Source organism: Streptomyces sp. AK010 (assembly GCF_014207295.1).
Classification (GTDB): domain Bacteria; phylum Actinomycetota; class Actinomycetes; order Streptomycetales; family Streptomycetaceae; genus Streptomyces; species Streptomyces massasporeus.
Genome location: NZ_JACHCX010000024.1, coordinates 53,052 through 67,174, shown reverse-complemented (window position 1 = coordinate 67,174; position 14,123 = coordinate 53,052). Strand labels below are relative to the sequence as shown.

Annotated in this window: 11 protein-coding genes; all 11 read right to left on the bottom strand. The window is 69.7% G+C overall.

Annotated elements, in window-relative coordinates:
- Positions 1-24 precede the first annotated feature (24 nt).
- From HDC93_RS32905 to HDC93_RS32855, 11 genes are read right to left on the bottom strand one after another with little or no spacing between them, the layout of a single operon-like run.
- Entirely contained in the window at positions 25-1,059 is a 1,035-nt protein-coding gene (locus HDC93_RS32905) for an AMP-binding protein (RefSeq protein WP_185014488.1), read from the bottom strand.
- Positions 1,056-4,091 carry a flavin reductase gene (locus tag HDC93_RS32900; protein ID WP_185014487.1) on the bottom strand — a complete coding sequence of 1,012 codons (3,036 nt, stop codon included), beginning with the start codon at positions 4,089-4,091 and terminating at the stop codon, positions 1,056-1,058. The genes HDC93_RS32905 and HDC93_RS32900 overlap by 4 nt, the downstream gene beginning before the upstream one ends.
- Positions 4,088-5,584 (bottom strand): 4-hydroxyphenylacetate 3-hydroxylase N-terminal domain-containing protein, encoded by a 1,497-nt coding sequence (locus HDC93_RS32895; RefSeq protein WP_185014486.1) that lies wholly within the window; start codon positions 5,582-5,584, stop codon positions 4,088-4,090. The genes HDC93_RS32900 and HDC93_RS32895 overlap by 4 nt, the downstream gene beginning before the upstream one ends.
- Before the next feature lie 11 nt (positions 5,585-5,595).
- Entirely contained in the window at positions 5,596-7,065 is a 1,470-nt protein-coding gene (locus HDC93_RS32890; protein WP_185014485.1) for a hypothetical protein, read from the bottom strand.
- Positions 7,066-7,072: 7 nt separating this feature from the next.
- Entirely contained in the window at positions 7,073-7,321 is a 249-nt protein-coding gene (locus HDC93_RS32885) for a ferredoxin (protein WP_031107838.1), read from the bottom strand.
- Positions 7,311-8,690 carry a phenylacetate--CoA ligase family protein gene (locus HDC93_RS32880; protein WP_185014484.1) on the bottom strand — a complete coding sequence of 460 codons (1,380 nt, stop codon included), beginning with the start codon at positions 8,688-8,690 and terminating at the stop codon, positions 7,311-7,313. Before HDC93_RS32880 ends, HDC93_RS32885 begins: the two co-directional genes overlap by 11 nt.
- Positions 8,687-9,673, bottom strand: a complete 987-nt coding sequence (locus HDC93_RS32875; RefSeq protein ID WP_185014483.1) for a BtrH N-terminal domain-containing protein — start codon at positions 9,671-9,673, stop codon at positions 8,687-8,689. The genes HDC93_RS32880 and HDC93_RS32875 overlap by 4 nt, the downstream gene beginning before the upstream one ends.
- Entirely contained in the window at positions 9,660-10,337 is a 678-nt protein-coding gene (locus tag HDC93_RS32870) for a hypothetical protein (RefSeq protein ID WP_185014482.1), read from the bottom strand. Before HDC93_RS32870 ends, HDC93_RS32875 begins: the two co-directional genes overlap by 14 nt.
- Positions 10,334-11,023, bottom strand: coding sequence for a class I SAM-dependent methyltransferase (locus HDC93_RS32865; RefSeq protein WP_185014481.1), 690 nt, complete (start codon positions 11,021-11,023; stop codon positions 10,334-10,336). The genes HDC93_RS32870 and HDC93_RS32865 overlap by 4 nt, the downstream gene beginning before the upstream one ends.
- A complete protein-coding gene (locus tag HDC93_RS32860) occupies positions 11,016-13,088 on the bottom strand; it encodes a molybdopterin-dependent oxidoreductase (RefSeq protein WP_260419891.1) in 2,073 nt (690 codons plus the stop codon). Before HDC93_RS32860 ends, HDC93_RS32865 begins: the two co-directional genes overlap by 8 nt.
- Entirely contained in the window at positions 13,085-14,122 is a 1,038-nt protein-coding gene (locus tag HDC93_RS32855; protein WP_185014480.1) for a BtrH N-terminal domain-containing protein, read from the bottom strand. The genes HDC93_RS32860 and HDC93_RS32855 overlap by 4 nt, the downstream gene beginning before the upstream one ends.
- Position 14,123 lies beyond the last annotated feature (1 nt).

Here is a 14,123-nt window from a genome sequence, read left to right as displayed (position 1 = left end):
CCGCGCGCCGCGGCGGGGTGCGGGTCATGACGGGGCGGTACTCCAGTCCTGCGCGCCGACGATCGTGACCTCGGCCTCGACGCCGAGCGCCTCGTCGATGCCGCCGCGGATCGCGCGCCGCATCGCGCCCGTGTCCACCGCGTCGGAGTCGGCCACGGCGCAGGTCACATGGAAGGTGCCGTCCCGGACGGCGCAGGCGAAGTGCGGTGCGAGTCTCCTGTGGCCGAACACGATCCGCTCCACGTCCACCGCCGAGACCAGCCCGTCCGGTCCGCGTATCGCCCACTCCACGCTGCCGAGCGGCACCAGGACCCGGCTCGGGGAACCGCAGTCGCAGCGGCGGTCCGCCGGCCACAGCTCGACGACCTCGCCGGTCGGTGAACCGTCCAGGATCAGCTCGCCGCGCCTGCCGCCGCGGACCTCCGCCCGCAGCCGGTGGTCGCACAGGTGCAGTGCGCCGTGGTCGCAGGCGACGGCGACCGTCGGTGTCGACGGCGTCCCGTACAGGGCGGAGGTCCTGGCCGCCCAGGCGGCGCCGATGCGGTCGAGGCGCTCGGCGGAGCAGGCCTCCCCCACGCAGACGATCGTCCGGATCGTGGAGTCCGCGGGCCGCTTGCCCAGGGACACCGCGAGACCCGCGAGCTCCGCGGCGAAGCTCGGCGAGCACACCAGGGCCGTCACCTCGTACTGCTCGATCAGCCCGAGCAGCCGCGGCATCGGGCAGATGGTCCCGCTCGTCCCGACACTGATCACCGAGGCGCCGACCATCTCGATCACGCGGTCCACCTCGGCACCGGTGAACGACAGTTCGTACGGCACGGCCGAGACGACGACGTCGTCCTCGGTCAGCAGCCGGCCCAGTGCCAGCGTCAGGTCGATCTGGTTGCGGATCCACTCGTCGCGGGTCAGCACGACCGGCTGTGATCCGCCCGACGGGTCGGCCCGTTCGCCGTACCGCGCGCGCAGGCCGTCGCGGCCGTCCGCCGCGGTGCGGGGGTCTCGGGTGAGCAGTTCCAGGAACTGTTCGTAGTGCGTCGCGAGGGACGTGGTCGTGGTCACCTGGCCTCCGCTTCCCGGGCGAACCGGCGCCACCCGTAGTCGTCGAGAGCGCTGTCGCCCCGTTCGGCCCGGAGCAGTGGGCGGCGGTCCGCGCCGCCCGCCATGTCGACGCTGACGACCGTGGCCAGGACGAACTCGTGGTCGCCGATTTGGTACGTCGACTTCAGGCTGCAGTCGATGGTGCCGACGGCGCCGGAGAGCCTCGGGCAGCCGTTGGCGGACGGCGTCCACGCGAGGGCGTCGAAGCGGCTGTCCGGCCTGCCCTGCGAGAAGGCGTCGGACACCTCGTGCTGGTCCTCGCCGAGGATGTTGACGCAGAACCGGCCGGTGTCCGCGATGGCGTTCCAGCTGGTGCTGCCGGAGCGGACCAGGAAGCCGATCAGGGCGAGTTCGTCGGAGACGACGGTGAGGGAGCCGATCACCAGGCCGTACGGTGTCGGTCCGTTCCGCTCGGACTGCCGTGCCGTGCCGGCGACCACCGTGACGGCCCGTGGGAGGAGTTCGCCGATGACCCCGAGGTCCGGCCCCGCGTTCGGCTGAAGGAGTCCGGCGGGTTCGGGCACCGGCGTCGCAGCGCCGGGTTCCTCGCGCAGCCGGCGTACGAACTGGCCGGTCACGCTCTCCGCGTTGGCCGCGAGGTCCTCCGGTGTCCCGCTGTGCACGACCCGGCCCCCCTCGCGGCCGGCGCCGGGTCCCAGGTCGATCACCCAGTCGGCGATGGCGATCACCTTCAGGTCGTGCTCGATGACCACGATGGTGTTGCCGGTGGAGATCAGGCGCTCGAAGAGGGCCAGAAGGTGGCGGATGTCTGCGGCGTGCAGGCCGCGCGTCGGCTCGTCGAAGATGAACAGCGTGCGGCTGCGACGCTGCTTGAGCAGCTCGCCGGCCAGGTTGAGCCGCTGCGCCTCGCCACCGGACAGCGTGGTCGTCGAACAGCCGAGTTGCAGATAGCCGAGGCCGAACTCGCGCAGCACGCCGAGCGCTTGGACGACCTTGGGGCTGCTCGTGGCGTCGAACCACTCGAGAGCGTCCTCGACGGTCATCGACAGCACGTCGTGGATGTTCTTGTCGCCCAGCCGCACCTCGAGGACGTGTTCCTGGAACCGTCGGCCCTCGCACTCGGGGCAGACGATGAACTCGCTCTTGAAGAGGGTCATCTCGATCTCGGCCAGCCCGAGTCCCTTGCAGGACTCGCACCGTCCGCCGGCGACGTTCGGGCTGAACTCGCCTCGGCCCAGGCCGCGTTCGACCGCGTCGGCGCTGCCGGCGAAGGCGTCGCGGATGTGGTCGCTGATGCCGATGTAGGTGACGAGCGTGCTCCGGCTGGAGCGGCCGATCGGCCGCTGCTCGACGTAGATGACGTCGTCGAGGGCTTCGGCTCCCCGGATGCCGCTGTTCCCGTCCGCCGCGCCCGTCGACCGCTGGGCGATGGCCCGGGAGACCGATGCGTGGATGCCGGCCACCAGGGAGCTCTTGCCCGCGCCGGACACACCGGAGACGCAGGTGAGCCCGCCGAGCGGGAACGTCGCGGTCTGGTCGACCACGTTGTTGCGCGTGATGCCGCGCACCTCGAGCCAGGACGCGTCGGCGAGTTCGGCCCGCGTCCGCGACGGGCCGCCGGACAGCATCGCGGTCGCCGTCGGTGAGTCACCGGAGTTCAGCAGGTCGGCGAAGCGGCCCTCGAAGACGATCTCGCCGCCGCGGGAGCCGGCCCCGGGTCCCAGTTCGACGATCCAGTCGGCGGCGCGGATCACCGACTCGTCGTGCTCGATGACGATGACCGTGTTCCCGAGATCGCGCAGCCGTCGCAGTGAGGTGAGGATCTTCCCGGTGTCGGCCTCGTGCAGACCGGCGGTCGGTTCGTCGAGGACGTACATCACGCCGGTCAGGTCGCTGGCCAGGTGCTGCGCCAGCAGCAGCCGTTGCAGTTCACCGCCGGAGAGGGTGATGACCGGCCGGTGCAGTTGCAGGTGTCCCAGTCCGACGTCGTCGATGTTCGCGCTCTGTTCGACGATCGCGCAGGCGAGTTCACGCACCTGCGCCGGCACGGCACCGGACGCGAGTCCGTCGCGCAACCGGGTGATCGAACGCGACAGTTCGTCGCTCTGGAAGTCGTGGAAGGTGTGCCCGGCCACCGTCGCCCTGAGCGATTCGGGGCGTAGCCGCCCTCCGTCGCACCCGGGGCAGGTTTCCCGTCCGAGGTAGTTGGTGAAGGCGTTCTTGCGGGCGGCCGACGACGCGTTGCGGTACGCGCGCTCCAGGAAGCCCAGGATGCCCTCGAAGCGGAAGTCGTTGGTGACCTTGCGGATCTTGAGCGTGTAGATCGTGTCCGAGCCGTGCAGCACGCGCTCGGTCTGCTCCGGGCTCAGCTTCTCGAACGGCAGGGAGAGGTCCAGGCCGATGTCCGCGGCCATGGCCTCGAAGGCCTTGCGCACGTTGGGAACGGCGAACGTCCCCGGGTCGGCGCCGTCCCAGATCTCGGTGAGGGTCTTCGACCGGTCCGGGATGATCTTGTCCAGTGAGAAGCCGACGAGTTCTCCGATGCCGTCGCACTGGAGGCACTTGCCTTCCTTGCGATTGGGGCTGAAGTGCTTCGCGGAGTGCGGTTCGGCGAAGCAGCCGCAGTCGTCGCAGAACAGGTCCGGACCGGTCGGGCCGAGACAGGCCGGGCACACCGGCCGCGACCCGGCGCCGAACAACAGCCGGTACAGCCCGTCGAGGCCGGTGAGGGTCCCCACGGTCGAGCGGGGGTTGGAGTAGCCGCCGTCGCGCTGGCGCAGGGCCACCGGCGGCTGGGTCCCCGCGATCCGGTCGAACTGGTAGTCGCCGTCGCCCATGTCGAGGGACTTGCTGGACAGGGCGCCCAGGTAGAGCGTCTTGGAGTGTTCGAAGAGGGTGTCGATGACCAGGGACGACTTGCCCGATCCCGAGACGCCCGCGGCGACGACCAGCTTCCCCTTGGGGAAGGAGACGTCGACCGACTTGAGGTTGTGGGTCGTGACGCCTTCGAGCCGGATGCTGTCGAGACTCATGTGGTGTCGTTCCGCCCTTCGGCCAGGTCGCGGGCCTGGGTTTCGCAGCGCTGCAGGTCGGGATAGCGGGCGTAGAGCATCGAGCGGACCCGGGCGGGATCGCCGCGGTTCCACGTCTCGTAGAGCTCCTGGCGCATCCCGAAGCGGTCGACGGCGAGATCGGCGGCGAGGCGGAAGATCCGGGACTTCTCGTCCACGCTCGTCTCCCGCCCGCACATGTAGGTGTCCAGCACCGCGCGCAGCTCGGAGGTCCCGAGATCGGCCTCCGAGGGTTGCATGATCAGACCCGACGCGCCGATCTGCCGGATGATCTCCGAGCCCCGCGTGGAGAAGCGGCCGGCGACGGCGTCGAGCGCTGCCGTCGAGCCGGGGGCGAGCAGGCCCGAGGAGGTGGGCCGGCACTCGGCGTCGATCGCGGCCAGGCCGAGCCGGACGATCTCGACGTACGAGGTGAGCTCGCCGAGGAGGTCCGTGACCTGCCGGAACTTGTCGACGCCGATCGCCTGGGCCAGCAGTGACGCGACCCCGAGCATGGTGCGCAGCCGGTGGTAGTAGCGCACCTGGCCGGTGTAGAGCGACCACTTGTTCAGCTCGCCGAACCCGCGGACGGCCGCCTGGGAGTCGTCCAGCAGGAAGACCCGGTCCATCGGGATGAACACGTCGTCGAACACGAGCATGGCGTCCTGCTCGTCGTAGCGTGCGGACAGGCCGCCGGAGCCCTCGGCGTACGACGTGCGGCACAGGACGCGCAGGCCCGGTGTCGCCAGGGGAGCGGCGAACCAGCAGACGTAGCTGGGGTCTTCGCGCAGGTAGTTCGCGGGCGAGAGGTAGATGAGCACCTCGTGCGCGTACGGCGCCAGGGTGGCGATCTGTTTGGCTCCCCGCACGACGATGCCGTCGGATCCGCGCCGCACCACCCTGAGACCCAGTTCCGGCCGGTCGGCGGGCGTCGAGGAGCGGTCGATCTGGGGGTCGCCCAGGCCATGGGTCAGCGTGAGGTCGTTCTCGCGGCAGTAGTGGTAGTAGTTCTCCGCGTTGCGCCCGAACTCGGGGTCGACCTCGGCCAGTTGGAACCGGTAGTCGTACAGGCCGACCACGACGTTCGACATGAAGTCGGGTATCCGGGAGAGCTGGCCGTAGGAGGCCTTTGCCCACCGGTGGGAGTTGGCCCACTTGCGGGCGAGGTCGTCCCGGCCGGCCGGCGCCAGGTACGACAGGCTGACCAGGTTGCCGGAGGTGTCCGAGCGGTGCAGCATCTCGTCCGCGCGGTCGGGCAGGTGCTGGGCGTCGTAGAGACCGGCCAGCGTGGACAGCATGGGCCAAAAGCCCGGGTCGCCGGTCACGTCGACCCGGCGTCCCTCGCTCCAGACCTCCCGCTCGTCCTTGAGGCTGGCGATGTACTCGTTTCCTCGCCAGGCGCCGCCGGAGGTGCCCGGCAGGAGGGCCGTCTCGTCGGTGGGCCTGTCAGAGGCTGTGGATCCTGTGGTGGTCACCGTCCGCGCTCCTACGGGTTCCGCTCGGCCGCACCGGACCGGAACGGCTGGTAGCTCTGCTCTTGCACCTGGGGGAAGTACTCGCGTGTCGCCTCGCCCACGACCCGCATCAGTTCGGAGTCGAGGGAGCTGGGATCGGTGATGAGCTTGGCCATGGGCGAGTCCGGCACGGCGTTCGTCAGGGGCGTCCGGCGTGCCCGGTGGATGGTGGCCAGTGCGTGCTGGGCGTTGGCCGCGTCCCGCATCTTGTAGACCGCCTGGGGCCCGTCCGGGATGCCGATCATGGATTTGGTGCCTCCGCTGCCCAGGCAGTTGCGGGGCATGTGCAGATGCTCGTGACGCCACTGCTGGTGGGCGGAGTGCAGCTTGAACGCCTGGTCGACCACGGTGTGCCGCAGCCATGCCTCCGCATCGTCGTGGCGACGCGCGTCGATGTCCCGGACGGTCTCCTCGAGCGACGCCCCGCCGAGCGAGCTCAGCCAGGCTTCGAGATCGTTCCACATGTGCTTGAACAGATCCCGGAACATGTGCTGCTTGATCGACAGCGAGTGCGTACCGCTCGCGGGTCCCAGATTGGTCCGGAACTCGTGGTACTCCCCGGTGGCCAGGTGTTCGGCCATCACCCGCTGTGCGTCGACCACCGGATCGAGCAGCTCCCGGCAGGCCGTCAGGTGCTGGGCCGCCCGGCTCAGCGCCGATGCGCGGACGGCCCGGATCGCGACCTCGAGGTGGTCGTTCGCCTCGGCGCAGAGGATCTCCGGGACCTGGTGGAGGGCGACGAACTCGCCGTGCAGGGTGTCCGCGTTCAGCTCGGTCGCGGCGACCGCGCGCGCCAGTGTCTCGGCGGAGATCAGCTCGTCGGTGCTCCGGCTGACCCCGATGGGTACGGAGGTGAGGTCGCTCTCCCACTTGGTGGCGTCGTGGCAGCCGACCCGGATTCCGTGCAGCACGCGGTACAGCGAGTCGTCGATGCTCCTGGTGGCGATGGTGGAGCGGGTCAGCTCGGGTGCGCCGGCCAGCAGCGAGCCCTTGGCGACGTCCTCCAGTCCCCGGAGGGCGTCGACGTAGGCCGCGTAGCCGGCGGACTCGGAGATGCTGACGGCCGTGGCCCCCGCGGACACGCCGGCTCCGTAGATGCCGCGGGCGCCGCACATCACCGTGCCGAGCCCGCGCAGCAACCGGTGGAACCCGACGGCCCACTGGACGTAGCGGGAGGCGGTCGGGATGTCGTCGGCCAGCAGACACGCCTGGGTCCTGTTCGCCAGCCGTGCCAGGTTGAGCAGACACACCTCGGACGCCTGGAGGACGGCGCACACCGTCGAGTCGTACGTGCCCTCCGGCACCCCTCGTGCGGCCCGCGCCTCGCCGAGCAGGTCGATGCGGTGCAGCTGGTCGTAGCTCTCGGCGACCGGTCCCAGTGCGGTCATCTGCCGTCGGCCGGCGCACATGTCGGCTTCTACTGGATCGTCCAGGCTTGACATTGCGCCATCACTCCCCGCTGGGTGCCGCTGAGTACCGGATCGATTCGGTGGGGCAGGATTCGAACGCGTCGAGGACCCGCTCGAGCTCGTCGGATGTCTCGGGCTGTTTGCACACATAGTGGACGTCGTTGTCGAGGTCCGCGTCGAAGTTGTCGGGCGCCAGGTCGTTGCAGAGCTTGCAGTCGATGCACGTGTCATCGATCTCGAAGCGCCCGTCGATCGGAATGCGCGTGGGAAGCGGCAGTTCAACCCTCACCGGCAGTCCCTCCTCCCCCGTAGGCACTGAAGTTGCGCATCGTCGGTTTGGCCGAGGTTCGCAGGGCCGTCTCGAATCGTTCGGTGTCCAGCACGCGGAATCGGGTGGCCGCTCCGAGGCGGTCACGGACTGCGGCCTCGATCGATTTCCGGGTCGCGTCGTCGGCGCCGGTCGGCGGCAGGGCGATCTCCAGGGCATCGCCGTCGATGTCGAAGGCGAAGTAGTACGGCTCGGTGGTCATGGCGCCCAGGACGATGTCCTCGACCTCCAGTTGGGAGGTCCAGCGCTCCCCGAGCGGGATCCGGTCGCCGATCCGGCCGCGGTGCTGCAGCCGGCGCAGCGGGGAGCCGCAGGCGCAGGGCGCCGCCTCGATCCGGCACATGTCACCGGTGCGGTACCGCAGCAGGGGCATGGCCCGGCTCGCCAGCGTCGTCACGGCCAGTTCGCCGACGGAGCCGTCCGGCAGCCGCTCGCCGGACCCCGGATCGACCACCTCGAAGAACGTCCGTGTCTCGACCAGGTGCAGTTCGCGCTCGCGGCAGAACATGGCCAGTGTGTTGGTCTCGGTCATGCCGAACATCGAGTACGCGACGGCGTCCCACTGGTCGGCCAGGCGCCGCTTCTTGGCCGGCGACGCGCCCTCCCCCGCCATGAGGATCTTCGAGACGGCGAGGTCGCGCCGCGGGTCGATGCCTCGGCGGCGGGCGGTCTCGCCGAGGAACAGGGCGCGCGTCCCGGAGCACACCAGGGTGGTGGCGCCGGACCGCAGCAGGGCGTCGACCATCCGGTCCGGGGTGCAGGAGGGTGAGGCCGCGCCGAGCGGCACGATGGTGCAGCCGAGGATCTCGATCGCACGGTCGAGGTCCTGGCCCACCCCGGCCAGCTCGTACGGAACGGCGATGGCCGCGACGTCCCGCTCGTCCAGGACGCCGGCCAGCAACCCGGCGACGGTGAGGTTGTTCTCCAGCCAGTCCGCCATCGTGAAGAACGCGGCGATGGGGCGCCCGTTGCCGGTACCGGAACTCTCGTCGAACCGGATCACCTCACGCCGGGGCACGGCGAGCATGCCGAGCGGGTAGGCGGCGGCGAGATGTTCGCGCGTCGTGAAGGGAAGGGCCTCGAAGGCATGCGGACGGCCCTGCGCGACCGCTCGGGCGGCCTCGGCCGGGACGAAGTCGGTGTAGAACGGTGAGTTGCGGCATGCGTGCTCCACGGTCGCGGAGAGCGCCTGAGCGGCCCAGGTGTCGAGTGCCTGCCGGTCCAGTGAGGTGACCTCGGCGACCTTGCGCGCGAGGTCGACGCGGGAGACGAGGGTGTCGCGGAGTTTGCCGCGCGGGTCGTGGCCGGCCGGCCGGGCGAGCGTGGTCATCGGGACGCCTCCTCCAGCCTCGCCATCGCCGTACGCTCCTCGGCCGCCAGGCTGCTGACGATCGAGGCCGCGTCGTCGAGTGAGCGCCGGGCACCGGCGTCGTCGGCGTCGCGCAGCAGGTTCGCCACGTCCGTCCAGCGCTTGGCGATGCGGCGGTACTCGACGGCGAGCTCGTCGTAGGCCTCGACGCCGGTCAGCTCGTGCGCCTCCTCCAGGAACTGCGCCCACAGCGTCCGGAAGAGTCCGCCGCCCGTTCCGCCTTCCTCCATGCTGGTGCCGACGGCGCTCATCGCCTCGACGGGACGGTCGAGCTTGTCGTGCCACCCGCGCATCAGGGAGCCGGCCTTGGCGATCCCCTTGAATCCCATGTTGGTGATCGGCGGGCTCAGGAAGTCCTGTGCGGCGGCCAGGATCGAGGTCCGGCAGGCCTTGGCGAGGATCGATTCGTCGTAGCCGCGCGGGTCCACCCGGACCGACAGGTGGCGCGAGGACATCGGTCCCTTGGCGCACCGGGCCCGGGCCATGCTCTCCCGCGAGGTGGACTGGACGCCGAGCGACCGGGTCTCGACGACGACGAACCTGTCGTCCTCGTAGCCGATGCAGGCGACGTAGTGCGCGGCGAAGTGGTGGTTCTCCCGCGCGTAGTCGAGGTGGTAGCGGTCGAGCTTGAGGCCCACCACATCGCCCTCGTCGAGAGCCTCGATCAGCGTGGCCTCGGCCTTCGCCGGTGAGGACGTCTCCTGCGCCCGCAGCTCCAGGGAGAGCGCGTCCGCCACGTTGCGCATGAGGTGGTCGGGTTTGACCCGCCCGGCGAGGAACGGGCTCGGCATCTGCTTCGAGTGCCAGTACAGGAACGACAGCCCTTGTCCCAGCCCGAAGATCAGCGGCTCGCTCAGCTCGATGTCGTGGTTGCGGAGCATGTTGAGCAGCGCGGTGGATTCGCAGTGTTCGCCGGAGTGCGGCGAGATCTCAATGACCGCCATCGCCGTGCCCCGTTCCGCCGCGCGGCGCCTCGTAAACGATCTCGAGCACGGAACCGCTGTCGTTGTTGCGCAGGTGCCCGTAGGTGTGGCCGAGAGCGTCCGCCTCGGTGAACGCGATGTTCTCGAGGTGGTCGACGTCCCGGTCGAGGACGTCCAGGAGGTAGCGGACGTCGGCGTCGGTGTGCACGTCGATGGCGACGTGCGACATGAGCCGTCCCCGCTCGCCGGCCGGGCGGTCCGCCCAGGGGCCGAACCGGCGGCAGGCGAACATCTCGATGACCCGTCCGTCGGCGAGGGCGATCGAGTTCCACCATCCCGGCGTGCCGTACTGCCGGGGCGAGATGTACGACGGCCCCATCTCGACGGTGGTGATCTCGCCGGACGTCCGGAGGTCGTTCAGGTGGGCGTTCCAGCCGAACACCTCGTCGTCGTTGTCGTAGTCGCCCATGTAGATGCCGACGTGGTTGACCCCGGCGAACCTCTCGACGACGTGGTCGGGCGCGTATCCGCACCAGGCCGACAGGTACTGCCCGCAGTCGAGGTCCCGCCAGGCGCTCGACGTCCGGAGGATCTCCTCCCAGGCCCGGCCGAAGCCGGCGCGGTCGGGGAAGCGCCCGTCGCGCGTGGCGGTGATGGCCGGCGAACTTCCCGCGAGTGCGTTCATGGCGCTTCCTTCCTGCCGGTGATGACGATCCCCATCTGCACTTCCGTCACGACGGCCGCGTCGAGCGCGGTGCCGCGCAGCAGCTCTTCGATCTCGCTCTTGACGTACGCGGACCGGATCGAGGTGCGGAAGCCGGGGCGCATGTCGGCCGCGATGTTCGCCTTCATGAACTGGAACGTCGTCCGGTCGACGTCCCTGCGCAGATCGGAGACGCAGTACCGGCCGCCCGGCCTGAGCACGCGGTGCATCTCCGACAGGGCGGTCGCCGGATCGGCCCATTCGTGCAGTGAGGACGCGCTGATGACGTGGTCGAAGCGGTCGTCCTCGAACGGCAGGGCCAGGACGGTGCCGCATTCGTAGGCGCATCGCTCGGCGACGCCGTAGCCGCCTGCGTTGATGCCCGCCCGCCGGAGCATCGCCGGTGAGATGTCGAGGCCGACGAGCCGGGCGGAGTCCTCGGCCTGGGTGAGCCATTCCAGGCCGAGGTAGCCCGGGCCGCATCCCAGCTCCAGGACCTCGCCGGTGGTGATCTCGGTGGCCAGGATGTCGTCGATCTTCTCCTGGAGCCAGCCGTTGTCCCGGATGTGGCGCTGCATCTCGTCGTATTTGAGGGCCAGTTCGTCGCCCTGCAGGCCCTCGTCGGTCTCCGGCACCCGGGCGGCGACGGTGCCCCGCGCGCTAGCCACGGCCCGGCCCCAGTCGCCGTATTCCCACTGCTACACCTCTCATCGTCGCGCTCCCCATGTGCACGTCGGAACGGTCGTTGCCCGTCAGGAGATTGACCGAGGATCTGAGCGAGGCGTCGACCGAGGACTCGCCCGGATACCACCAGCCGGCGTCCGCCATCACGACGTTCGGTGCGACGGAGTCGGAGATCTTGACCGTCATGCGCACCCCGCGCGCACCGGCCCGCGTGAAGAGGTCCACCTCTTCACCGTCTGTCAGGCCTTCCCGCTCAGCGGTGTCCGGATGGACGGTCACCCGCGCCGTGCTCTGGCCGCGCGAGGTGGTCGGGAGTTGGTGGAACTCGGTGTTGTAGAACTGGCGCGGATGGGCGCTGGTCATCACGTACGGCAGGGCCGGGTCCGGCTCCGGCGGGTGCCGGTAGACCGGGAACGGCTCGTAGCCCATGGCCCGCAGCCCGTGGTTCATGAGGTTCACGCGTCCGGACCGGGTCCGGAATCCGCCGTCGCGGTACTTGCGGTACCGCTTCTCGTTCCGGATGTAGCCGATCTTGGTGAACTGTTCCCAGGTGAGGTCGATGCCGGCCAGCTTGGCGTCGAGAGCGGCTTCCAGCGAGGGGAAGAAGTGCTCGCCCAGGCCGAGCCGTTCGGCGAGCTGGAGGATGATCTCCTCGTCCGAGCGGCAGCCGTCGACCGTGGCGATCTTCTGCCGGGCCGCGATGTAGGAGTTGAACTCGACGATCTGGTCCCGCTCCAGCCAGCTCGACGTCGGCAGGACGACATCGGCGTAGCGGGCGGTCGGCGTCATGAACAGGTCGCACACGACGATCAGGTCCAGCTTGCTCATCGCCTCGCGGACGAGCTCGGTGTTCTCGTGTGAGGCCAGCATGTTGCTGCCGAAGATCAGCATCGAGGTGATCGGGTACGGCGACCCGGTCACGATGGTCTCGTGCAGGTCTCCCGGCGCGACCCAGCCGGACATCGAAAGGATCTTGTGCTTGTCGCCGCCGATCCGCTTCTTGGCCTGCTCCTCGGGGAGCAGGTCCGAGCGGGGGAAGGCACGCCGGCCCTCGATCGGCATCGGCTCCCAGATCACGTCGCCGCCGGGGGCGTCGATGTTCCCGCAGATCGCCGCGAGGATGGCGATGGCGCGGTGGGTGTCGAAGGAGTTCTCGTTCTGCGACAGACCGGTTCCGGCCTCGATGCACGCCCGGGAGGCCAGAGCGTAGGAGCGGGTGGCTTCGTGGATGAGCTCGGGGGCGAGTCCGGTGATCCGCGCGACCCGCTCGATGTCGTACGCCTTCACGTGGGCGGCGAGTTCGTCGAACCCGGAGGTGTGCGCGGCGACGAAGTCGTGGTCGTACCAGCCCTCGTCGATGACGGTCCTGATCATGCCAAGGGCCAGTGCGCAGTCGGTGCCCGGCTGGATCGCCAGGTGCAGGCTGGAGCGGGCGGCGGTCTGCGTCCGTCGCGGATCGACGGTGATGACGCGGCTGCCTCGGTCGACGGCTCGTAGCAGCTTGACGCCGATCACGCCGTCCGAGTGGGTGCTCGGCTTGTTGCTGCCCCAGAGCAGGACCACTTCGGGATCGCCCTCGTAGTCGCAGAAGGTGAAGGCGCCGTACGTCATGATCGACGCCATGACCCGCGGGTAGAAGCACACATGGGCCGGACCGACCACGTTCGGCGTCCCGATCGCGTTGGCGAGCCGGAACACCCATTCCTGGTAGTTGCGGTCGGTGCCCTGCCCGAGGACGACGGACTCGGGTCCGTGCCGACCGATGGTCGTGGCGAGCTCGCCGGCGATCCGGTCGAGGGCGGCTTCCCAGCCGACCGGTTCGAACGTCCCCGAGCCGCGCGGGCCCGTCCGCATCAGCGGTGTCGTCAGCCGGTCCGGGCTGCGCAGCAGGTCGAGTGAGGCCTTGCCCTTGATGCAGAAGTAGCCTTCGCTCGTGGGATTGTCCGGGTCCCCGTGGATGTCGGTGGGGACGCCGTCCGTGAGCTCGACCATGGCGCCGCATCCGCCGTGGCACATACGGCAGACGGATCTCGTCCGGGTGATCGTCAAGCCGGCTCACCCGCCCGCTTGGCGGCCGACACGAGCAGCCTTTCGAAGGCGGCCTGTTCGGCGTCGGCGATCGCGTGCAGCCGGGCCGCGACGGCTTCCAGCCGCCGTCGCCCGTCGTCCGCGTCGTGGTAGGCCATCAGCAGGTCGATCGCCTCGTCCCACTGCCGCTGTACATCGCCGAAGTCCTCGACGAACGGGTCGAGTTCGGGGTCGTCGTACCGCTGCCGGGCCTCCAGCAGGAACTCCCGGTAGAGCGTGCGGAAGTTCGCTCCGCCGGTTCCCGCGAAGCGCCAGAAGCGTCCGACACCCGGCACCGACTCGTCCGGGGAGGCGAGGGTGTCGCTCCATCCGGCGATCTCGGAAGCGGCCCGCCGCATGGCGCGCAGACCGAATCGGGGTCCGCGGTCCTCGGTCATCCGCTCCGCGGTCAGCCGGATGGCGTTCCAGATCTGTTCGCGCAGGACCGCGTCGGTGTCCGTGGTCAGACGCTCCGGCAGGTTCTCGACGTACAGGTGCAGGTGGGGCGACGGCATGAAGCCTTCGTCGGAAGCGCGGGCTCGGCGCAGCGACTCCGTCGGAAGGGTCTGTGCCCCTCCCTGCTGGTCGGTGTCGACGACGTGGGCGAGGCAGTCGTCGAGCCCGTACACCGCGATGTAGTGCGACGCGAAATGGCTGCGGGACGAGAAGTAGTCGAGGTGGAAGATGTCGACGGACACTCCCACGACGTGTCCCGCGGCCAGCAGTTCCGTCGCAGCGGCGGAAGCCGATTCGGGGTCGGGTGAGCGCGATTCGCGCAGGGTCACCCCCAGGGCCGCGCAGGCGTTGCGGGACAGCAGGGCCGGCTCGATCCGGCCGGTGAGCATCGGCGTGCCGCGACCAGGATCCGGAGCGTCACGGTATTGGAAGTCGATCCCCTGGCCGAGGCCGAACAGCATGGCTTCGGATATACCGGCGCCGGCATGGTGGAGCATGTTGCGGAGGGTGGTCGTCTCGCAATGAACGCCGTGCTGGGGCTGAAATGTCGCCAAGCGCATA